The 21,394-nt window shown below is 72.3% G+C and carries 17 protein-coding genes and 1 riboswitch; of the genes, 7 read left to right on the forward strand and 10 right to left on the reverse strand.

Going from position 1 to position 21,394, the window contains the following annotated elements:
- Window positions 1–30 precede the first annotated feature (30 nt).
- The gene (locus AB0F70_RS12805; RefSeq protein WP_357448416.1) at window positions 31–684 is read right to left on the reverse strand and encodes a thymidine kinase; all 654 of its coding nucleotides are present in this window, start codon (window positions 682–684) and stop codon (window positions 31–33) included.
- A gap of 35 nt (window positions 685–719) precedes the next feature.
- Between AB0F70_RS12805 and AB0F70_RS12810 the strand changes: the two genes are divergently transcribed.
- A complete protein-coding gene (locus AB0F70_RS12810; RefSeq protein ID WP_357448418.1) occupies window positions 720–1,382 on the forward strand; it encodes an alpha/beta fold hydrolase in 663 nt (220 codons plus the stop codon).
- Here AB0F70_RS12810 and AB0F70_RS12815 read toward each other — a convergent pair.
- The 3 genes from AB0F70_RS12815 to AB0F70_RS12825 form a co-directional block, all read right to left on the reverse strand.
- Window positions 1,355–2,113 (reverse strand): GNAT family protein, encoded by a 759-nt coding sequence (locus AB0F70_RS12815; RefSeq protein ID WP_357448663.1) that lies wholly within the window; start codon window positions 2,111–2,113, stop codon window positions 1,355–1,357. The two genes, AB0F70_RS12810 and AB0F70_RS12815, sit on opposite strands and share 28 nt — an antisense overlap.
- A 201-nt stretch (window positions 2,114–2,314) precedes the next feature.
- The gene (locus tag AB0F70_RS12820; RefSeq protein WP_357448420.1) at window positions 2,315–3,460 is read right to left on the reverse strand and encodes an acyltransferase family protein; all 1,146 of its coding nucleotides are present in this window, start codon (window positions 3,458–3,460) and stop codon (window positions 2,315–2,317) included.
- A 202-nt stretch (window positions 3,461–3,662) separates the two neighbouring features.
- Window positions 3,663–7,445 carry an Rne/Rng family ribonuclease gene (locus tag AB0F70_RS12825; RefSeq protein WP_357448422.1) on the reverse strand — a complete coding sequence of 1,261 codons (3,783 nt, stop codon included), beginning with the start codon at window positions 7,443–7,445 and terminating at the stop codon, window positions 3,663–3,665.
- 459 nt (window positions 7,446–7,904) lie between these two features.
- Between AB0F70_RS12825 and AB0F70_RS12830 the strand changes: the two genes are divergently transcribed.
- The 4 genes from AB0F70_RS12830 to cydC are packed head-to-tail and all read left to right on the forward strand — an operon-like array spanning window position 7,905 to window position 14,220.
- Window positions 7,905–9,401, forward strand: coding sequence for a cytochrome ubiquinol oxidase subunit I (locus tag AB0F70_RS12830; protein ID WP_357448424.1), 1,497 nt, complete (start codon window positions 7,905–7,907; stop codon window positions 9,399–9,401).
- 40 nt (window positions 9,402–9,441) lie between these two features.
- Window positions 9,442–10,491: a cytochrome d ubiquinol oxidase subunit II gene (gene cydB / locus AB0F70_RS12835; RefSeq protein ID WP_357448426.1), complete on the forward strand. Its 1,050-nt coding sequence runs from the start codon at window positions 9,442–9,444 to the stop codon at window positions 10,489–10,491.
- A 19-nt stretch (window positions 10,492–10,510) separates the two neighbouring features.
- Window positions 10,511–12,319 carry a thiol reductant ABC exporter subunit CydD gene (cydD, locus tag AB0F70_RS12840; RefSeq protein WP_357448428.1) on the forward strand — a complete coding sequence of 603 codons (1,809 nt, stop codon included), beginning with the start codon at window positions 10,511–10,513 and terminating at the stop codon, window positions 12,317–12,319.
- Window positions 12,316–14,220: a thiol reductant ABC exporter subunit CydC gene (gene cydC / locus AB0F70_RS12845; RefSeq protein WP_357448430.1), complete on the forward strand. Its 1,905-nt coding sequence runs from the start codon at window positions 12,316–12,318 to the stop codon at window positions 14,218–14,220. The genes cydD and cydC overlap by 4 nt, the downstream gene beginning before the upstream one ends.
- 65 nt (window positions 14,221–14,285) lie before the next feature.
- Here cydC and AB0F70_RS12850 read toward each other — a convergent pair whose 3' ends face one another.
- Complete coding sequence (locus AB0F70_RS12850; RefSeq protein WP_357448432.1) at window positions 14,286–14,723, reverse strand: GNAT family N-acetyltransferase; 438 nt, start codon at window positions 14,721–14,723, stop codon at window positions 14,286–14,288.
- 37 nt (window positions 14,724–14,760) lie between these two features.
- A complete protein-coding gene (locus tag AB0F70_RS12855) occupies window positions 14,761–16,356 on the reverse strand; it encodes an NAD(P)/FAD-dependent oxidoreductase (protein WP_357448434.1) in 1,596 nt (531 codons plus the stop codon).
- Window positions 16,357–16,484: 128 nt separating this feature from the next.
- A riboswitch (cyclic di-AMP (ydaO/yuaA leader) is annotated at window positions 16,485–16,664 on the forward strand.
- On the opposite strand from AB0F70_RS12855, the gene AB0F70_RS12860 reads away from it, so the two are divergent.
- Together AB0F70_RS12860 and AB0F70_RS12865 are read left to right on the forward strand one after the other, a co-directional pair.
- Entirely contained in the window at window positions 16,665–17,588 is a 924-nt protein-coding gene (locus AB0F70_RS12860) for a C40 family peptidase (RefSeq protein ID WP_357448436.1), read from the forward strand. It begins immediately after the preceding riboswitch.
- Between the two features lie 123 nt (window positions 17,589–17,711).
- Complete coding sequence (locus AB0F70_RS12865) at window positions 17,712–18,692, forward strand: NAD(P)-dependent oxidoreductase (protein WP_357448438.1); 981 nt, start codon at window positions 17,712–17,714, stop codon at window positions 18,690–18,692.
- Between the two features lie 59 nt (window positions 18,693–18,751).
- On the opposite strand, the gene mutM is transcribed toward AB0F70_RS12865, so the two are convergent.
- Genes mutM through AB0F70_RS12885 form a run of 4 tightly spaced genes read right to left on the reverse strand, consistent with a single transcriptional unit; the run spans window position 18,752 to window position 21,350 of the window.
- Window positions 18,752–19,852: a bifunctional DNA-formamidopyrimidine glycosylase/DNA-(apurinic or apyrimidinic site) lyase gene (gene mutM / locus AB0F70_RS12870; protein ID WP_357448440.1), complete on the reverse strand. Its 1,101-nt coding sequence runs from the start codon at window positions 19,850–19,852 to the stop codon at window positions 18,752–18,754.
- Window positions 19,845–20,633 (reverse strand): ribonuclease III, encoded by a 789-nt coding sequence (rnc, locus tag AB0F70_RS12875; RefSeq protein WP_357448442.1) that lies wholly within the window; start codon window positions 20,631–20,633, stop codon window positions 19,845–19,847. The genes mutM and rnc overlap by 8 nt, the downstream gene beginning before the upstream one ends.
- A 1-nt stretch (window position 20,634) precedes the next feature.
- Complete coding sequence (gene rpmF / locus AB0F70_RS12880; RefSeq protein ID WP_108495103.1) at window positions 20,635–20,829, reverse strand: 50S ribosomal protein L32; 195 nt, start codon at window positions 20,827–20,829, stop codon at window positions 20,635–20,637.
- A gap of 2 nt (window positions 20,830–20,831) precedes the next feature.
- Window positions 20,832–21,350, reverse strand: a complete 519-nt coding sequence (locus AB0F70_RS12885) for a DUF177 domain-containing protein (protein WP_357448445.1) — start codon at window positions 21,348–21,350, stop codon at window positions 20,832–20,834.
- Between the last annotated feature and the right edge of the window lie 44 nt (window positions 21,351–21,394).

Here is a 21,394-nt window from a genome sequence, read left to right on the forward strand (position 1 = left end):
AGCGGCCGGTAGGACGTCAGCGTCCACCGGTCACTCGCGCCCTTCGGCGTGCTCGTCAGCGTGCCGACGGCAGCGCGCCTCGTACGACTCCGAGCCGCCGACGTGCGCGGCGACCGGGACGAGCGCGCCGCCCGTGTCGTCCGTGTCGCTGTCGGTGGCGGGTACCGGTGGCGCACCGGGCACCCGGACGTGGAAGGCCGCGTCCGCGCCGCACACCGAGCAGACGGCGGTGAGCTTCTCCACCGACTCGGCGAGCGCCATCAGCTCGGGCAGGGGCGAGAAGGGCCGGCCGTCGAACGTGACGGACAGCCCCGCGACCACCACCACGAGCCCGCGGCGGGCCAGCTCCGAGGCCACGGGCACGAGGTCCGCGCCGAAGAACTGCGCCTCGTCGATCGCGACGAGCTCGGTCTCCGTCCCGGCATCGGCCCCCGCACCGGTCGCGCCGTCGAGCAGGGCGAGGATCTCCGCGGCGTCCGACACCGTGTGCGAGGGCACGCCCTGACCCGAGTGCGAGGTCACTCTGCCCAGCCCCCTGCGGGCGTCGAGCGAGTGACTCACCACCAGCACACCGCGCCGGGCGATCCGGGCGCGCCGCACCCGGCGCAGCAGCTCCTCGGACTTGCCCGCGAACATGGGGCCGGCGATCACTTCGAGGCGCCCAGCGCCCAGGCCGTCTTCCATGGTCGCCAGTCAACCACTCCGCTACGTTGACGAGCATGGCCACCGACGTCGAGACCGTACTGTTCCTGCCGGGGCTGGGCGCCGGCATCGATCCGTGGGAGGCGCAGCTGCGCGCCCTGCCCGCCGGGTTCACGGGCCTGGCCCCGGACATCCCCGGGCTCGACCGTGCGGCGACGCCCGGCGCTTTCACGTTCGCGGGGGCGGCACGCGCGCTGCGGGACCTGCTCGACGAGCACGGGATCGACCGGGCGCACGTCTGCGGCCTGTCGCTCGGCGCGATGACGGCAACCCAGCTCGTGCTCGACTTTCCCGAGCGGGTCGCCTCCCTCGTGCTCTCGGGCAGCCAGGTCCGCCCGCCTGCCGCGCTCATGGCGATCCAGCGGACGATCGTCCAGATGCTGCCGGAGAGCGCCGCTGAGCGCATGGTCATGACCAAGGCGCAGTGGCTCGGGGCCCTCCGGGTGGTCGCGGACGTGAACTTCCGCGAGGGGCTGGCGAGCATCCAGGCGCCGACCCTCGTCCTGTGCGGCAGCCGCGACATCGCCAACCTCGCGCCGGCGCGGGAGCTCGCCGCGACGATCCCGAACGCCGAGCTGCGGATCGTCCCGCGGGTCGGCCACCCGTGGAACCGGCAGGAGCCGGAGCTCTTCTCCCGGACGATCGCCGAGTTCTACGAGCGGCTGTCGGCGGCCGACTGACGCCCCGGGAGCTCCTGCCACTCGCCGCGGAGCACACCCATGACCACCGAGTCGTGGCGCACACCGTCGACCACCCTGGCCTGGCGGAACCGCGCCTCCTCCACGAAGCCCAGCGCCTTCCCGACCCCGAGCATCGCCTCGTTGCCCGACCATGTCGCGAAGTCCAGCCGCACCCATGGTGTGCTCGCGAACAGGAAGGTCGTCCACAGCGCGAGCGCGGTGCGCCCGATCCCCCGGCCCCGCACGGCCGGGTCGTACACGGTGACGCCCATGCGTGCCCATTCGGTCTCGCGTGACTCCCAGTACCACGCCACGGTCCCGACGAGCTCGCCGCCGACGTCGACCACCAGCCGGCGAGGCGGGAGTGCTTGGCTGCCCGACGGCGGCGTACCCGGACGTTGAGCACAGCGGCTGCTGTGCGGCTGCCCCCGATCCTGGCAGCTACTGCTGTGCTCAACGTCCGGCCGTGACGACGGCGACGGCGACGGCGACCAGGCCAGCCCATTGTCTCGTCCGAGCGACGTGACGAACGTGTCGGCCTCGGCGCTGGCCAGGACCGGGTAGTAGGGACCGTCCCAGCGATGCCAGTCGTGCTCTGGCCGCAACCAGGCGCGGAAAGCGTTTAGGCGGGAGCCGTCCAGCCGCGAAGGGCGACTGCCAATCCGGTGGCGGTCACGCCTCGGGAGTAGATCTCGGGTGGCACGCGCCCGATCCTCCCCGGACCTCCGCACCGGGCGGAAGACTTTTACGAGGCGCAGCTGGACCTGCCGGATCGCCTGTCCGCCGAGTTCGGTCGGTTGCAAGCCAGGCCTCGTGACTTCGGTCGCTTGCCATGAGATCGGTCGGTTGATTGACCGATCTCATGGCAAGTGACCGAAGTCAAGGATGGGCCGGTGCAAGGGACCGAAGTCCCCGCTGGCCCAGCCTCCACATCACAGCACCCTGGAGACGCCCGGGATCCGCCGCAGCAGGTGGGCGAAGCCCCAGCACAGCGGTACCGAGAGGCCGAGCAGGATGAGGAACTTCACGCCGGCCGGGGCGGCCAGCGGCGCGAAGAGCATCGCGACGCCGACCAGCACGAGCGGGTGGATGACGTACACCGCGAAGGAGTTCTGGGCCGCCCAGCGGGCCCAGGCGGGCTGGCCCGAGAACCGCTCCCGGAACAGGACCAGGAGGGCCACTATCGTGCTGACGGCGAAGACGTTCTCCGCGAGACCCGCACCCAGCTGCGCGAGCAGCCCGGCGCCTGGCGTCGTCGCGAGGGCGGTGCCACCGAGCGCCAGCCCCAGGCTGACGAGGGCCACGGCCAGCGCCACGCGCCCCTGCCGCACGGTGAGGGCGGTGAGCCAGCCGCGGCGCACCGCGAGCAGGCCGACCACGAAGAGGATCACGTACTGCGGCAGGTACGCCGGGGAGGGCAGGCCAGCGAGCTCCCAGTAGGTGCCGGACGGGACCGCGAGGCGCCAGAGGAACGTGACGGCGGTCAGTATCGCGACGAGCCCCGCGATCGCCCGGAAGCGGACCGGACGAGGTTCGGCGTCGACAGTCGTCGGCGAACCGGCGTCCGCCATGCCCGACCGTGCCGAGCGGGCGCGCAGCGCGCGGAAGGCGGCGTATGCGAGCGACAGCACCAGGAGCACCTCAGCGAACCACAGCGGGCCGACGTCACCGACGGTGAACCAGAACTGCAGGAACGACTCCCCCTCCGCGCGGCGGGCCGGCCAGCTCTGCAAGGACAGCACCGGCCGGGCCACCAGCCAGAAGGCCACCAGCGGGACGCCGAGCCGGAGCAACCGGTCCCGGGCGAAGGCGCCGGGCCCCTTGCGGTCGACGGACCCGGGGGCGAACAGGCCGGAGAGCAGGAAGAAGAAACCCATGAAATAGAGCTGGTTCACGATCACCAGCAGCATCAGCGCGATGCCGGACGGGCTGGTGCTCGGCTCGGTCCAGTACCAGAGCGGGAGCGCGCCGTAGGTCAGGGCGCTGTGGTGCGCCAGGACCAGCATGGTCAGCAGCACCCGCAGGTTGTCGACGTACCCCAGTCGGGTAGCGGTCGGCCGTACGGCGGTAGTCGTCATCGTGGATCTCCGAGTCTCGTGCGGTTCACTGCTTCCCTGGTTCATTACTCGACTAATGAACCACAGAACGTGGTGGTTCCGCAAGGGAGATCTGGGCGGGAGTGTCCGGGCACAAAAAACGAGGGCCGCCACCTCGCGGTGGCGACCCTCGTCCGGATCAGGTCAGAGGCCGAGCAGCCTCGCCCAGAAACCCTTCTTCTGCTCAGGCGACCTCGTCGCCAGCTCCTTTGGGCTGTTCCGACTGCCCAGCGTCGGAGCCCCCCTCCGGCGCATCGCTCGCCGACCGCGCTGCGTCCGCCGGCGATCCCGCGGAGTCGGGCGAGTCAGGGTCGGGTGAGTCAGGAGAAGCCGCCGAGCCGGAGCTCGCGGACGCCGTGCCGGACGCACCGGCGGTCGGCAGCTGGATCTCGTCCAGTGTGGCGGGACCGTCGTCCGAGGGTTCCTTCGTCTCGTGCGCATGCTGCGCGGCCGCGGCGATGGTGGCGAGCGTGGCCTTGACGGCCTCGCGGGCCTCCGACCGCTCCTCGGGCAGGCTCACGACGGGCGTGGTCTCCAGCACGGGAGCCACCTTGCCCTCCTTGCCGCGCTTGCGGCGCGCGCGTGCGGCGCGCGGGCCCTCGTCGGACGACGCGGGCGCCCCGCCCGAACCCGTGCCGTTGCCCGACTTCTCGATGGGCTCCTCGTGCACGATGAACCCGCGGCCCTTGCAGTGCTCGCAGGTCTCGGAGAACGCCTCGACGAGGCCCTGGCCCACCCGCTTGCGCGTCATCTGGACCAGGCCGAGCGAGGTCACCTCCGCCACCTGGTGCTTGGTGCGGTCCCGGCCGAGGCACTCGACCAGACGGCGCAGCACCAGGTCCCGGTTGGACTCGAGCACCATGTCGATGAAGTCGATGACGATGATGCCGCCGATGTCGCGCAGGCGAAGCTGCCGCACGATCTCCTCGGCCGCCTCGAGGTTGTTCCGCGTCACGGTCTCCTCGAGCGTGCCGCCGGCACCGGTGAACTTGCCGGTGTTGACGTCCACGACCGTCATCGCCTCGGTGCGGTCGATGACCAGCGAGCCGCCCGAGGGCAGCCAGACCTTGCGGTCCATACCCTTCGCGAGCTGCTCGTCCACCCGGTGCACGTGGAACACGTCGGTGTTCTCGACCCACTTGGACACGCGCTCGCGCAGGTCCGGAGCCAGCTCCTCGACGTAGTGCGCGATCTCGTCCCACGCGCCCTCGCCCTGCACCACCAGCGACGAGAAGTCGTCGTTGAAGATGTCACGGACGACGCGGATGGCCATGTCCGGCTCACCCTGGAGCAGAGCCGGGGCGTTGGCCTTCTTCGACTTCTCCTGGATCGCGTCCCACTGGCCCTGGAGGCGCTCGACGTCGGCGCGCAGCTCGTCCTCGCTCGCCCCCTCGGCGGCGGTGCGCACGATCACGCCCGCACCCTCCGGAACCACCTCGCGGAGGATCTTCTTGAGGCGCGAACGCTCGGTGTCGGGGAGCTTGCGGCTGATGCCGGTCATGCCGCCACCCGGCACGAACACCAGGTACCGGCCCGCGAGCGTGACCTGGCTGGTGAGCCGGGCACCCTTGTGGCCGATCGGGTCCTTGGTGACCTGCACCAGGACCGAGTCGCCCGACTTCAGCGCCTGCTCGATCCGGCGCGGCTGCCCCTCGAGGCCCGCGGCGTCCCAGTTGACCTCACCCGCGTACAGCACGGCGTTGCGGCCCTTGCCGACGTCGACGAACGCGGCCTCCATGGAGGGCAGCACGTTCTGGACGCGGCCCAGGTACACGTTGCCGGCCATCGACGCCTGCGACTGCTGGGAGACGTAGTGCTCGACGAGCACGCCGTCCTCCAGCACCGCGATCTGGGTGCGGCCGTCCTTCTCGCGCACGATCATCGACCGCTGCACCGACTCGCGGCGGGCCAGGAACTCGGCCTCGGTGATGATCTGGCGACGGCGCCCGTGGTCCCGGCCCTCGCGGCGACGCTGGCGCTTCGCCTCGAGGCGCGTGGACCCCTTGAGCGCGGTGACCTCGTCGGTGCCGGTGCCGGTGCGCGTCGAGCGGACGACGGCCGCCTCGGCGCGCTCGCCCCGCGTACCCCGGCGGCGCCGGCGACGACGACGGCTGCCGCCCTCGCCCTCGGCGTCACCCTCACCGTCGGCCGCGTCCTCGGCGGAGTCCTGCTCGTCGTCGTCCTCGTCGGGCGCCTGCGCGTCCTCCTCGGAGTCGTCGTCCTGCTCCTCGTCCGCCGAGTCGTCCTCGTCGTCCAGGCGGTTCGCGCGGCCGCCACGACGGCCGCGTCCACCCCGACGCCGACGGCGGCGCGACGGGCGCACCTCCTCGTCGTCGTACTCCTCGAAGTCCGCCGGGGCGAGCTCCTCGAGCTGGACGCCCTCGGCGGCCAGCTCGTCCTCGATCGCGCCGACCTCGTCCACGGCGGCGGCGTCGTCCTCGCTCAGCTCGGCCGCGACGAAGTACGGCACGGCAGCGCTCGTCTCACGGACGGGCGCCGCGACGGACGCGTCCGCGGCAGGCTCGACGGCATCGGCCTGCGTGCTCGGGGCCGACTCCTGCGTCTCCGGCCGCACGGCCGGCTCGATGCTGGGTCCGCCGGTACGACGCACGGCCCGGCGCGAACCGGACCGGCGCGCCCTGGGCTCGGCCGGGGCCTCGGCTGCCGCCTGGGGCTCCGTCCTGGCCTCGGACACCCGCTCGGAGCGCGGCTCCGCGGGCAGCTCGACAGCAGGCTCTGCCGCACGCACGGGCGCCTCGACGGCCGGCTCGACAGGGCGAGTGACCGGGCGGGCGAACGTCGGCGTCAGGTCCTGCGGACGCGGCGGCCCGGCGGGTGCCTGCGCACGCCGCGAGCGGCGAGCGGCGGACTCGTCGGGCGCCTGGAAGAGCAGCGCGGTGGTGGCGAGCCGCGGAGCTCGCGTGCCCGACGTCGTCGCGGCGGGCGAGACCGAGGGCTGCGTGGGTGCCTCGGCGGCAGGCGCCTCAGGAGCAGGTGTCTCGGCCGCGGGGGCCACGGCGGGCTCCGCTGCCGGACGGCGGCTGCTGCGGCGGCCACGGGTCCTCGGCGCCTCTGCGGCCTGCACCTCGGGCTCGACCTCGGACGTCGGAGGCTCGGGCGTCACCTCGGCGGCCGGGATCTCGACCGGCGCCTCGGCGACCGGGGCCACGGGGGGCTCCACGACGGGCTCCGTGGTGACGGGCTCGGCGGTGACGGGCTTGCGACGCGACCGGGCACGCTTGGGGGCGGCCTCGACTGCCTCGGCGGCCGGCTCGGCCGGAACCTCTGCGACGGGCTCCGCCTTCTTCCGGGTACGACGCTTCGGAGCCGACTTCTCGGCCTCCGCCGTCGGGCTTCCGGGCAGGATGATGTCGTCAAGGCTCGCGATCCCGCGCACCGGGGCGTCGACGGGCGTCGCCGCGGGCTCTGGCAGCACGATGTCGATCGGCGCCGCCTCCTCGGCGGGTGCCTCGGCAGGCTCCTCGACGGCAGCCTCCGGCTCGACGGTCTCGGGCTCGGCTGCCGGCACGGGCTCGACAGTGACATCTGTCTCACTCGGGACCGGCTCGCTCACCACGGCGGGCTCGACGACTGCCTCGGCGGCCGGCTCGGCCGCCGTCGGCTCGGCTACAGCGGGAGCCGTAGGGGACGAGACGCCCCGCGTGGCGCGACGGCGCGGGCGCTTGATGGCGGGCTCAGCGGTCGCGGAGGTCGACACGACGGCGGTACCACCGGTGGTCACCGGCTGGGACTCGGCAGGGGTCTCCGCGGGGCCGGACGAACCGACGACGATGGGCTCGACGCTCGCCGTCGAGACGACGGACCTGGTGACACGGCGACGCGGGCGCTTGGCCGGCGTCGTACCTGCCGGAGCCTCCCCACCAGTGGTGACCTGGGCGTTCGCCTCAGATGCGTCGTGATCATCCTGTGACCCGATGGTCGAACCAGTGGTGCTGGAAGGCGTCACGTGAGGTGCTCCTGTAGCCGGCGCCCGCCCCACACCACGCGGACCGCCAGGCGGTCGGTCGTCCGGCTGTGCATCGCGGCGAAGCGACCCACCCGGGCGGAAGTCTCGGTCTGCGGCCCTGTTCCTGCGATCTTCGCGGACGCCTGCGGCCACGTTTTCTGTCGTGACAGCGGCACCGCGTGCGGATCGCGGGCAGTGTTGGACTCTGCAGGCCGCGCAGGGATGTGGGCCTACGCGGGTTCGTCAAGTATCGCACAGGAGATCACCCACGCCCTGCCCGAGCCCAAGGCGTGACGCAGGTCGCGTGCCGGACGAGCAGAACGAGGCCGAACTCCATGTAATGTGCCTTGTGAAGACATTCACAAGCAACGGATCCGCTCCCCAGCAGCGCCCCGACCTGGCACATCAGGCCTCGCGTCCAAGGGACTGAGCCGTTCGGAGACACCACAGGAGCCCGGAGTGGAAGCTCTCGACCTGGCACGCTGGCAGTTCGGCATCACCACCGTCTATCACTTCATCTTCGTGCCGCTCACGATCGGCCTCGCACCCCTGGTGGCCGTGATGCAGACGGCCTGGTTACGTACGGGGAACGAGCGCTGGCTACGGCTGACGAAGTTCTTCGGCAAGCTCCTCCTGATCAACTTCGCGCTCGGCGTCGTCACCGGCATCGTGCAGGAGTTCCAGTTCGGGATGAACTGGAGCGAGTACTCCCGGTTCGTCGGCGACGTCTTCGGGGCGCCGCTCGCCATGGAGGCCCTCGCCGCGTTCTTCATCGAGTCCACGTTCCTCGGTCTGTGGATCTTCGGCTGGGACCGGCTGAACAAGCGCGTGCACCTCGCCTGCATCTGGGCGGTCGCCGTCGCGGTCAACCTGTCGGCCTTCTTCATCCTGGCCGCCAACTCGTGGATGCAGCACCCCGTGGGGGCGCGGTACAACCCCGAGACCGGTCGCGCCGAGATGGAGTCGATCTGGGCCATCCTCGGCAACAACACGCTCTGGGCGGCCTTCCCCCACGCGGTGGCCGCCGCCTTCCTGACGGCCGGGACGTTCGTGGCCGGGATCGCCGCCTGGTGGATGGTGCGCCTGGTCCGGACCAAGCGGCCCGAGTCCGTCGAGCTCGCCCGGAACGTCTACCGGCCCGCGGTCATCCTCGGCACGGTCGTCATGCTGGTCTCCGGCGCCGGCGTCGCTCTGACGGGCGACGCCCAGGGCAAGCTGATGTTCGAGCAGCAGCCCGGCAAGATGGCCTCGGCCGAGGCGCTGTGCGAGGGCGAGGAAGCGGCCCCCTTCTCGATCCTCACCATCGGTGACCTGTCGAACTCGTGCGAGGGCGTGCGACACATCCTGGAGGTGCCCGGCCTGTCGAGCTACCTCGGCACCGGCAAGTTCTCGGGCGAGGACAGCTACCTGCCCGGCGTCAACGACGTGCAGGAGCAGTACGCCGAGCGGTACGGCGCAACGGACGAGGCCGGGAACCCCATCTCCTACACGCCCAACCTCGCCGCCAGCTACTGGAGCTTCCGGCTCATGATCGGGTTCGCCGCCGGATCGGCGCTGCTCGCGCTGGCCGCCCTGTGGTTCACCCGTGGCGGCCGCGTCAGTGACAACCCCTGGTTCGCCCGCATCGCCATAGCGGCGATCCCCACGCCGTTCCTCGCCTCGTCGTTCGGCTGGATCTTCACGGAGGTGGGGCGCCAGCCCTGGGTGGTCGCCCCCAATCCCACCGGCATCGACCAGATCCGGCTGCTCACGATGCAGGGCGTCTCCACGGTGGTCAGCCCCGGCATGATCATCACCTCGATGGTCGTGTTCACGGTGCTCTACGGCGTGCTGGGCGTGATCTGGTACCGGCTCATCCACCGGTACGCGATCGAGGGAGTGCCCTCGACGGTGCGCGACGAGTCGCCCGAAGCTGCCGGCGACGAGACCGACCGTCCGCTCTCCTTCGCCTACTGACCTGACCTGACCTGACTGCCAGAGAGACAAGGACGTGACCGTGGACCTCGCCATCGTGTGGTTCGTCATCATCGCAATTCTGTGGACCGGGTACTTCGTGCTCGAGGGCTTCGACTTCGGCGTCGGCATGCTGATGTCGCTGCTGCCCCGCGGCGACGCCGCGCACCGGGAGAAGGAGCGACGGGTGCTGGTGAACAGCATCGGCCCGGTCTGGGACGGCAACGAGGTGTGGCTGATCACCGCCGTGGGCGCCACCTTCGCGGCGTTCCCCGAGTGGTACGCCACCCTGCTCTCGGGCTTCTACCTGCCGCTGCTCGCCATCCTGGTGGCGCTCATCGTGCGCGGTGTCGCCTTCGAGTACCGCGGCAAGATCTCCGACGCCGTCTGGGCGCGCCGCTGCGACATCGCGATCCAGGTGGGTTCCTGGACCCCGGCGATCCTGTGGGGCGTGCTGTTCGCGAACCTGGTCCGCGGGCTCCAGCTCGACGACGCGCACCAGTACGTGGGCGGGCTCTCTGCCCTGTTCAACCCGTTCGCGCTGCTCGGCGGCCTCACGACGCTCGTGCTGTTCCTGCTGCACGGCACGGTGTTCGTGGCGCTCAAGACCGACGGCGCGATCCGGGCGCGGGCCCGCCGGTTCGCCGGGGTGCTGACGGTGGTCGCCCTGGCCGTCGCCGGGGTCTGGGCAGGCTGGACGCAGATCGCGTTCGCGCCCGCCTGGACCTGGGCGGTAGTGATCGTGGGTGGGCTGGCCCTGATCGGCGTCCTGCGGACGAACCGTGCGGGGCGCGAGGGCTACGCGTTCGGGCTCTCCGCCGTGACGATCATCGCCGCGGTGGTCCTGATCTTCGGGTCCATGTTCCCCGACGTGCTGCCGGGTCTGGACGGCGGCAGCGCGCTCAGCATCGCCGAGGCGGCGTCCACCCCGTACACGCTGACCATCCTGACGTGGGTGGCAGTGGTGCTGACACCGCTGGTGATCCTCTACCAGGGATGGACGTACTGGGTGTTCAGGCGTCGGCTGACCGTGGACCACATCCCCGCACCGGCCGGCCTCACCTGGAAGAAGATCAAGGACTCGGCGTTCTGAACAGATGGAGCACGAACGCATGAAACCGATCGACCCCCAGCTGCTGCGGCAGGTCCGCACGGCACGCTGGTACGTGGTGCTCACGGTCGGGCTCGGCGTGGCCGCGGCCGGGCTGATCGTCGCGCAGGCCCTGCTCATCGCGGACCTGCTGGCACCGGTGGTGCTCGGGGACGGCACGTCCGGGCCGGCGATGGCGCGGTCCTTCGCGGGGCTGGCGCTCGTGATCGCCGGGCGGGCCGCCGTCGCGTGGGCGCAGGAGCGGTACGCGCTGCGCGCCGCCGCCCGGACCATCGCCGAGCTGCGGCACGCCGTGGTCGAGGCCTGGGCGCTGCGCGGCCCGCGGGCGGTCGGGACGGCGGTCGGCGGGACGACGGCGGTCGGGTCCGGCGCTCCGGCGTCGGGCAGCGGGAACGGCGCGAGCCCGGAGGCGGAGGTCGCGACCCTGGCGACCCGCGGGCTCGACGCGCTCGAGCCGTACCTCGTGCGGTACGTACCGCAGCTGGTGCTGACGGCGCTGCTCACGCCGGCCCTCGTGGCCGTCGTGCTGGGCCTGGACTGGGTGTCGGCGGTGATCCTCGTCGTCACGCTGCCGCTCGTGCCCGTGTTCATGGTGCTCGTCGGGCGGCTGACCGCTGGAGCGTCGGAGCGGCGGCTCGCGACCGTCGAACGGCTCGGCACCCAGGTGCTCGACCTCGTCGCCGGGCTGCCGACGCTCCGCGCCTTCGGGCGGTCCTTCGGGCCGGGTGAGCGGGTGCGCGCGCTCGGCGACGCGTCCCGCAGGGCGACCATGGGCACGCTGCGGATCGCGTTCCTCTCCTCGATGGTGCTGGAGCTGCTCACCACCCTGTCGGTGGCGATCATCGCCGTCGGCGTGGGGCTGCGGCTCGTCGAGGGCGCCATGGAGCTGCAGCCGGCGCTCGCCGTGCTCGTGCTGGCGCCCGAGGTGTACCTGCCGCTGCGGCGGGTCGGGGCGGAGTTCCATGCGTCGGTCGACGGCGTGGCCGCGGCTTCTCGGGCGTTCGCGCTTCTTGGACCTTCTTCTGGTCCCGTCCGGTCGGAGGGTGCGGACAGCGGGTCAGGTTCGGACGGCGGGGCCGGGGTCGCGGGGTGGGAGCTCGTGCTTGACGGGGTGTCCGTGCGGGCCGCTGGGCGCGGGGTCGTCGCGCCGTCCGGGTTGTCGGCTCGGGTGCCGCTCGGATCCGGTGCCGCCGAGGGCGGGCGGGTCGTCGCGCTGCGGGGGCCGAGCGGGGTGGGCAAGTCGACCGCTGTGCTCGTGGCTCTCGGGTTGCTGGCGCCGGATGACGGGCGGGTCGGACTGGTCGACCCCACGGGTGTATTCCGGGGTCTTGCCGATCTTCCGGCAGGCGGGCTGGAGGGCTGGTGGAGGTCGCTGACCTGGGTTCCGCAGCGCCCCTCGCTGCCGCCAGGGCGGTTGCGGGAGGTCGTGCTGGACGGCAAGCCGGTGGCAGATGACGCGGCACTTGCCGAGGCGGCGCGGCTGACCGGGCTCGGCGTCGTCGTCGACTCGCTCCCGGACGGCTGGGACACGCGGGTCGGGCTCGGCGGCGTGGGCCTGTCGGTGGGCCAGCGTCAGCGCGTGGCGCTCACGTCGGCCCTGCTCGACGACGCCGCGACCAAGCCGCTCGTGATCCTCGACGAGCCGACCGCGCACCTCGACGCGCGCGGCGAGCAGGCGGTGCTGGAGACCGTACGTGCGTGGCGCGACGCGGGGCGGACCGTGCTCGTCGTCGCGCACCGGAGCTCGCTGCTCGGGCTCGCCGACCAGGTGATCGACGTCCGCTCGGCGGCAGACCCGGAGGCACGATGAACATCCCGACGCAGGGCGCTCCGGCACGGATCGCCCCGACACCGACCGCTCCGGCACCGCGCCTGACCACGGGCACCGCCGATCCGCTGCGCCGCGTGCTGCCGCTGCTGGAGGTCCGGCCGGCCAAGGTCGCGTCGGCGATCGGCCTCGGCGTCCTGGCCCTGGCCTGTGCGATCGGGCTCGCGGCGGTCGCCGCCTGGCTCGTCGCCAGGGCCTCGCAGATGCCCCCGGTGCTCACCCTCTCGGTGGCGGTCGTCTCGGTGCGGGCGTTCGGGATCGGGCGCGGCGTCCTGCGCTACTGCGAGCGCCTCGCGTCGCACGACGTCGCGCTGCGTGGCATGGCGGCGCTCCGCGCGAACCTGTACGACAGGCTCGCCGCCGACGACCGTCCGGTGACGGTCCGGCGGGGCGAGCTCCTCGCACGGATCGGTCAGGACGTGGACGACGTCGGCGACGTGGTGGTCCGCTCGATGGTGCCGGCGGGTGTCGCGGTGGTGACGTCGCTCGGCTCGGTGATCCTGCTGGGTGTGCTGCTGCCCGCGGCGGGGGTTGCGCTGGCGTTGTGCCTGGTGCTGGCCGGGGTGGTGACGCCGTGGCTCGCGGCCCGGTCCGCCGCACGGACGGAGGCGCGGGGCGCCGCTGCCCGGGGCGAGGTGACCGCGTTGTCCCTGGAGATCCTCGAGGAGTCGGCGCCGCTGCGCGTCTCCGGGCGCTTTGACGCGCGGCTGGCCGACCTGGACGCCGCCGACGCCCGCCTGTCCGCCGTCGCGGACGACGGCGCCCGCACGTCCGGGGTGGCCGCGGCCCTGGGGGCGCTGGCGCAGGGTCTCGCGGTGCTCGCCTCGATCGCGCTGGGCATCCCGGCGACGCTGTCGGGCTCGCTGTCGGTGGAGGCGCTGGCAGTGATCGTGCTGACGCCGCTCGCCGTGTTCGAGGCGACCGCCGGACTCCCGGCGGCGGCGATCCAGCTGCACCGGTCGCGGGAGGCCGCGCGACGGCTGCTGGAGCTGCTGCCCTCGCCGGACGAGGCGGTCGCCCCGGTGATCTCGGCGTCCGGCATCGGGGTCGGCACCGGGGCGGGATCCGACGAGGCGGACGGCGGCGCGCTGCTCGTGCTCGACGGCGTGACCGCCGGCTGGCCCGACGGCGACGGCCGGCCGCATGCCGTCGTCGAGCAGGTGTCCCTCACGCTGCGCCCGGGGTCGGTGGTGGCGCTGGCGGGACCGTCCGGCGTCGGCAAGACGACGCTGCTGATGACTGCGGCCGGCCTGATCCCGCCCCTGACGGGGACGCTGGGTACGCGGCCCGCGGCCCGCGAGGAGGACGGCGCTCCGGGTCGCCGGGCATCCGGCGTCCTGCGGAACGTCTCCGCTGACAGGCTGTTCGTCGCCGAGGACGGGCACGTCTTCGACACCAGCGTGCTGGAGAACCTGCGGGTCGCGCGCGGCGACGTGACGGAGGCCGAAGCAGTCGGCGCGCTCGTCGCCGTCGGGCTGGGCGGCTGGCTCGCCGCGCTTCCCGAAGGGCTGGACACCCTGGTCGGCACGGACGCGGCGGCGGTCTCGGGCGGCGAGCGCCGTCGGCTCCTGATCGCGCGGGCGCTTCTTGCGCCCGCCCGGGTGCTGCTCGTGGACGAGCCCGCCGAGCACCTCGACGGCCAGACCGCGGACGCCCTGGTCCGCACCCTCGCCGACCACGCGCGCGAGACCGGGCGGGCGGTCCTGCTGGCGACCCACCGGCTGACGCCGCTCGCGGCCGCCGACGAGGTCGTGCTGCTCGGGAGCCGCACGCCCCCCACGATCGCGGGCGCTGCCCCGGCGACCGTCATGGCCCGCGGCAGCCACGACCACCTCCTCACGACCGACCCCGCCTACGCCTGGTCAACAGCCCAGGAGGGTTGACCATGCAGTCGCTGCCAGACCGGCGCCCCTCCTGGCAGCAACTGCATGGTCGATCGGGCGGAGCGTCAGAGGTGTTTGTCGAACTTCTTCGCCAGCTGCTCGTAGCCCAGGCGCTCGTAGAAGGCGTGCGCGCCCGTCCGGCGAAAGGCCGAGGAGACGGTGGCCCGGACGGCGCCTTCGGCCGTCGCCCATTCCTCGAAGGTCGCGACGAGGGCGCGGCCCGCCCCGGTGCCGCGGTTCGACTCGGCGACGACGAGGGCGGTCAGCTCGGCCAGCGGCGCGTCGAGCTCATAGGGCCAGAAGAGGTGGCCTGCGCCGAACCCGATCACAGCTTCCGCATCGGCTTCGTCCGGGTCGACCGCCAGCCAGGCCACGTCGTTCTCGCTGCCCGCGAGACGAGCGAATCTGGCGGCGACGGCCTCCGCGGTGGTGGGGTAGCCGAGCTGGCCGAGGAGCGGAGCAATGACAGGGGCGTCGATGGGGACGGCGCGTCGGATATGCACCGCTCGATCCTAGGTCGTGGCCCGGTGTCGTAGGCCGTCAGCCGACGTCGCTCCCGAGTACCGCCATGGCCGCCGCCCGGCCCGGGATACCGCTCACGCCACCGCCGCGGCGGGCACCGGCGGCCGCCAGGAGAACCCGGGGATGCTCGGTCGCGACACCCCAGCGGCCGGACTCGTCGCCGGCGTCCGGCTCGGCGAACGGCCAGCTGAGGTCGCGGTGGAAGATGTGCCCGCCCGGCAGCCCGACGTCGCGCTCCAGGTCGACGGGGGTGCGCACCTCGAGGCAGGGGGCACCGTCGGCGTCGAGCGCGAGGACGTCCACTATCGGCTCGGCAAGCACGGAGTCGAGGGACGCGAGCGTGGCCCGGAGCGCCTGGTCGCGGGCGGCGTCGGGTTCGGCGCGGAAGAGCCGCGCCGGCATGTGCAGCCCGAACAGCGTGATGGTCTGCGCGTCCGTCCCGGCGAGCTCCGGCCCGAGGATCGTCCGGTCGGTGAGCGTGTGGCAGTAGATCTCGCTGGGCGGCAGGTCGGGGATGCGCCCGGCGGCGGCCTGGGCGTGCGCCGCCTGGAGCTGGGTCAGGGACTCGTTGACGTGCAGGGTCCCGCTGAACGCCGCGACGGGGTCGACGTCGTCCCGCAGCCTGGGCAGGCGGGTGAGCAGCATGTTCACCTTGAGCTGGGCACCCTCGGGGTGGTCGGCAGTCGCCGAGGGGTCCCCGCCCAGCAGCCGGTCCAGCTCGGCCGGGGCGCATGCCGCGAGCACGTGCCCGGCCGTGACGCCTCGGGCGCGCCCGTCGGCGTCGGTCCAGGCGACCTCCGCGCCGGAACCGCCGGAGGCCCCGGGATCGACGGCGGTGACCGTCGCCGAGGTGACTATCGTCGCGCCGGCCGCCACTGCGGCGTCGCGCAGGGCGCCCGAGACGGCACCCATACCGCCCACCGGCACGTCCCAGTCGCCGGTCCCGTTGCCGATGACGTGGTAGAGGAAGCAGCGGTTCTGCCGCAGGGACGGCTCGTCGACGTCGGCGAACGTGCCGATCAGGCCGTCGGTGGCCGCTACCCCGCGGACCACGTCGTCGGCGAAGGTGCGGCGCAGCACCTCCCCGAGGGGCTCCTCGAAGAGCGCGCGCCAGGCCTCCTCGCCCACCCCGTCGACCACGAGGTCCCGGACCGCCGACCGCGGGAGCAGGGGTTCGGTGAGCGTCGGCGCGAGCCGGCGGGCCACCTCGGCGGTCATGGCGTAGAAGCGGCCCCATGCCTCGAAGTCGGCGTCCGAACCGGTGAGCCGCTTGAACGAGGCGCGCGTGGCGACGTCGTCCTGGCTGTCGACGAGGAGGCCGCCGTCGGCCACCGGCGTGTACGAGGACCAGCGGCGGCGCTTCAGCGTGATGGGCAGGCCGAGCTCGTCGATCACCCGGCGGGGCAGGAGCGAGACGAGGTAGGAGTAGCGCGAGAGCCGCGCGTCCACCCCGGCGAAGGGGCGGGCCGAGACGGCGGCGCCGCCCACGTGGTCCGCACGTTCGAGGACGAGGACGGACCGGCCGCCACGGGCCGCGTAGGCCGCCGCGGTGAGGCCGTTGTGACCCCCGCCCACGACCACGACGTCGTACCGGGAACGCATCGAATCGGTCATGGACGCCATAGTGGCATGGGGCACAGATTGCCAAGGAGGTTCCATCACAGGTCGCTATGTGACCTAATCGTGACATTTGCGCGAGGGGCAGGTACGGTCGATCTCGCCTCTCCAGCAACGGGGAGGTCCAGGCCCGGACGCCGAACCCTGTCACCGGATCTTGGCAGCTAGAACGTGACAGGGGCGGGGGAACCAAGTAAGCGGGCACGCGAGTGTCCTTGGGGTGAAGCCTCCTTGTGAGGCCGGGTGAATCGCTCTCCCCACCCGAACCCGACAGCTCACTTCGTAGGCGTCCGAGGAGATCACTGGTGACCGTACTCACCGACCGCACCCACGACTGGGCGGACGACCAGGCAAACCGTCCCAGCAACCGGGGCAGGCACCGCGCCGACGGCCCCGCGCTCACCCCCTTCACCGCACTGACCCAGACCGCCGCCGAGAATGCTGCCCGGACGGGTGCCATCGCGGTCGTCACGTCCGGCATGCTGGCGTCGGTATTCACCCAGACCGCCCACACCGCCCCCGCCGAGACGCACACGCAGGCCACGCTCGCGAACGCGACGCCGGTCAGCAACACCATCAGCAACACCATCAGCAACACGGTCGACAGCACGACCCGCGCGGGTCTGGCCGAGAACCTGGTGACCAAGGTCAAGGTCACCCAGGACGCCGACTTCTACGCCGAGCGCGGACGCGTGTCCGTGACCCCGTACGCCGAGACCAAGGCGGGCATCGCCGAGGCCAAGGCGAAGGCCGAGGCAGAGGCGCGTGCCAAGGCTGAGGCCGAGGCGCAGGCAAAGGCCGAGGCTGAGGCAGCCGAAGCGGCCGCGGAGGCCGAGGCAGCCGCCGAGGCGGAGGCAGTTGCCGTCGCCGAGACGGTCGCCGACGCGTCCGGTCTGGGCCAGCAGGCCGTCAACCTCGCACTCGAGTACGTCGGTGTGCCCTACGTGTGGGGCGGAGCCTCCCCCAGCGGCTTCGACTGCTCAGGGCTCATCCAGTACGTCTACGGCCAGCTCGGTATCTCGATCCCCCACAGCTCGAGCGCGATCTCGACCATCGGGTACCAGGTCTCCGCCGCCGCGGCGCAGCCGGGCGACATCGTCTGGACGCCGGGCCACGTCGCCCTCTACGCGGGCAACGGCATGGTCGTCGAGGCCCAGCAGCAGGGCACTCCCGTGCAGTACGGCGACATGTGGCAGAACAACCCGGTGTTCATCCGGGTGACGGGCTGACGCCTACCACCACGCCGGACCACCACTCCGGACCACGAGGTGTGTCGCGCCAGCCCCCTGGCGCGACACACCTCGTTCTCGTCCGGGGTCTCGTTCGGGATCATGTCCGGTAACGTCCCGGGCGTGAAGATCCTCGTACCGGACGTGCCCTTCGACCTCGACTTCCCGGCCCTGCTGCCCGACGGCGGAGCCTCCTTCGCACCCGGCGGTACCAACACCGTCGTCGCCTATGCGATGAACGAGCCGGTCCCCGAGGAGCACACCGACGCCGAGATGCTGGTCACCTGGTCCAGCCCGCCCAAGATCCTCGCCGACGCCGCCCGCCGGCTCCCCCGGCTGCGCTGGGTGCAGACCCTCTCCGCGGGGCCCGACGTCGCGCTGCGCGCCGGGTTCGGGCCCGACGTCGTCATCTCCTCCGGCCAGTCCCTGCACGACGACACGGTCACCGAACACACCCTGGCGCTGGTCCTGGCGACGGTGCGCCGCATCGACGTCTCCATCGCCGCACAGCGGGAGCACCACTGGGCCAAGGAGATCGCGTTCGCCCAGGCGGACCCGGTCACCGGCCGCGAGTACACGCTCGACGGCGCCCGCGTGACGATCTGGGGTTTCGGGTCGATCGCCCTGCGGCTGGCCCCGCTGCTGACCGCGCTCGGTGCGCGGGTCACCGGCGTCGCCTCGCGTGCGGGAGAACGGTCCGGGTATCCAGTGGTGGGGCCTGACGGCCTGGACGCCCTGCTGGCCGAGACCGACCTGCTCATCTCGCTGCTGCCCGCGATCCCCGCCACGCGGCACATCCTCGACGCCCGCCTGCTGGGCCTGCTGCCGCCGTCGGCCCGGTTCGTGAACGTCGGCCGAGGCGCGACGGTCGACGAGGGAGCGCTCGCCGACGCGCTGCGGTCCGGGCGGCTCGCGGGAGCGGCGCTCGACGTCATGGAGACGGAGCCCCTGCCGGAGGACTCCCCGCTCTGGGACGTCCCGAACCTGATCCTCACGCCGCACGTGGCAGGAGGCAGGCCGCGCCGAGCGGCCGAGTTCCTGGCCGCCCAGCTGACCTCCTGGCGCGAAGACCCGGAATCGATCCGCAACAAGGTCCCCCGCTGACCCGTTGAGTGCTGGCTATTTGTGGCCTGTGGTGCGCTCAGGCCGCAAATAGCCAGCACTCAACGGAGGGCCTTCCGGGGGGCCGGTTGGCAGATCGGGCAGCTGAACGAGGAGCGGTTCATGAACGCGTCCCGGCGCACCAGCGCGCCGCAACGTCGGCACGCCTCGTTCTCCTGCCCGTACACCGCGAGCGAGCGGTCGAAGTACCCCGACTCCCCGTTCACGTTGACGTACAGCTCGTCGAAGCTGGTGCCGCCCTGGGCCAGCGCCTCGCGCATCACCTCGGCCGCCGAGTCCAGCACCCGGCGCACGTCCGCGGCCCTGAGCTTGTCGGTCGGCCGGGCCCAGTGGACCTGCGCGCGCCACAGCGCCTCGTCGGCGTAGATGTTGCCCACACCGGACACGACCGTCTGGTCCAGCAGCGCGCGCTTGACCTGGGTCCGACGGCGGCGCACCCGGCGCACCAGGCCGTCCAGGTCCAGGTTCGGGTCGAGCAGGTCACGGGCGATGTGCGCGACCGGCTGCGGCAGGAGGGGCAGGTCCGAGCCGTACCCGGCAGGGATGCCCGACGCCGGTTCGCCGTCGCCGGGCGCCTCGCCGTCGCCGGGCACCAGGTCCTGCACGCTCAGGTGACCGAACGTGCGCTGGTCCACGAAGTCCAGGTAGCGCGCTCCGGACGGGGCGCCGGTCAGGTGGAGGCGAACCCGGAGGTGAGGATGGCGCCAGTCGTCCGCTGCCGTGCCCATCGCCGGGCTCGGCCCGGGACCCGCCTCCGCGCCGGACTGCTCCAGACCCAGCACCACGCTCGACGCGTGCCCTGGATCGTCGCCCGCCACGGCGCCCCGGACCAGCAGCTGTCCCGACATGCCGAGGTGTGCAAGGAGCGCTGCGGCCGGGTGCGTCTCGACGGGCTCGACCAGCGGACTCGGCTCGACCAACGGGGCCGGGGTCGGCTCTTCCAGGGGGAGCCAGAGGAACTTGCCGCGGCGGACGGCGGCGCTCAGCCGCCGTCCGACGAGCTGGTCGCGGAACGACTCCGGCCCGCCGTCGTGCCGACGGACGCTGTACTCGCGGAACACCTCGACGTCACGCACGACCGCGCCGACGACGAGCCTGTCGACACCGTCGCGGACGGTCTCGACCTCGGGGAGCTCAGGCACCGGCGACCGGCGCCTTGCTCCCGGAGGTCTGGCCGACGGCCGCCTCGCCGTCGTCCCCTGGCTTGGGCAGCGGGAACTTCTCCAGCAGGGCCCGGTACGTCTCCTCGGCCGCGCCCTGCTCGGCGTGCTTCTTCGCACTGCCCGAGCCGGAGCCGTAGGTGACGCCGTCGATCACTACCGTCGAGTGGAAGACCCGCGCGTGCTCCGGCCCCTCGAACGTGGCGACGTAGTCGGGCGCACCCAGCCCACGCTCCGCCGAGGCCTCCTGCAGCGAGGTCTTCCAGTCGAGCCCTGCGCCCAGGCCGGCTGCGACGTCGAGCGTCGAGTCCACGAGCCGGTGCACCAGCGCCCGCGACGTCTCCAGGCCGTGCGACAGGTAGGTCGCACCGATCAGCGCCTCGACGGTGTCGGAGAGGATCGAGTCCTTCTCGAAACCGCGCGTGCGGATCTCGCCCTTGCCCAGCAGCACGTACTTGCCCAGCCCAAGGGTGCGCGCGATCGCGGCGAGCGCGCGCTGCGACACCGTCGCCGCACGCATGCGCGCGAGGTCGCCCTCCGACAGGTCGGGATGACGCCGGAACAGCGCCTCCGTGACCACGAGCCCCAGCACCGTGTCGCCGAGGAACTCCAGGCGCTCGTTCGTGGGGATGCCGCCGGCCTCGTGCGCGAACGACCGATGCGTCAGTGCCAGCACAAGAAGCTCGGGGTCCAGATGGACCCCGAGCTTCTCGAGCAGCGCGGTAGGTTCCGGCCTCGCCGGTGACGTCCCGCCCTTGGCCACGTCAGCCCGCGTGAACGGTCTTCAGGGCGTCGCGGTACGTGCGGCCCTTGTAGGTGCCGCACGTCGGGCACGCCGTGTGCGGCAGCTTGTTGCCCTGGCACTGCGGGCAGGTCGTGAGGGTCGCTGCGGTGGTCTTCCACTGCGAGCGACGCGCACGGGTGTTGCTGCGCGACATCTTGCGCTTCGGAACAGCCACGGCTAGCTCTCTTTCGTCTCGTCCGACACGCTCGTAGATTCGAGCATGCTCTGAAGCGCCGACCAACGAGGGTCGACTACGTCATGTTGATGACCGGGGTCGTCAGCCAGGCGCGCTCCACACTCGGAGCACAGTCCCGGGCAGTCCTCCCGGCACAGCGGTTGAAATGGTAGTGCAGTCACTACCGAATCCCGAAGCGCAGGCTCCAGGTCGGCGTTGTCGTCGTCGTCCAGGACCGACTCTTCGTCCTCCACGTCGACGTCCCCCGCCTTGGCCGACGCTGCGGCCTTCTCGGGGTAGGCGAACAGCTCGGTGACATAGACCGCGAGATCACGGGTGATGTCGTCGAGGCAGCGGCTGCACTCGCCCTTTGCCGTGCCGCGGACCGTGCCGGAGACCAGCACGCCTTCCATCACGGACTCGAGTCGAAGATCCAGCTCGAGGTCGGAGCCTTCCGGAATACCGATCACGACGGTACCGAGATCCGACGGCGCCTGCACGGTCGCGCTGTGCGTAAGCATGGATCCGGCACGCCGAGACAGCTCGTGCGTTTCGAGCACGAGCG

It is taken from the genome of Promicromonospora sp. NPDC023805 (assembly GCF_040639635.1).
In the GTDB taxonomy this organism is placed as follows: domain Bacteria; phylum Actinomycetota; class Actinomycetes; order Actinomycetales; family Cellulomonadaceae; genus Promicromonospora.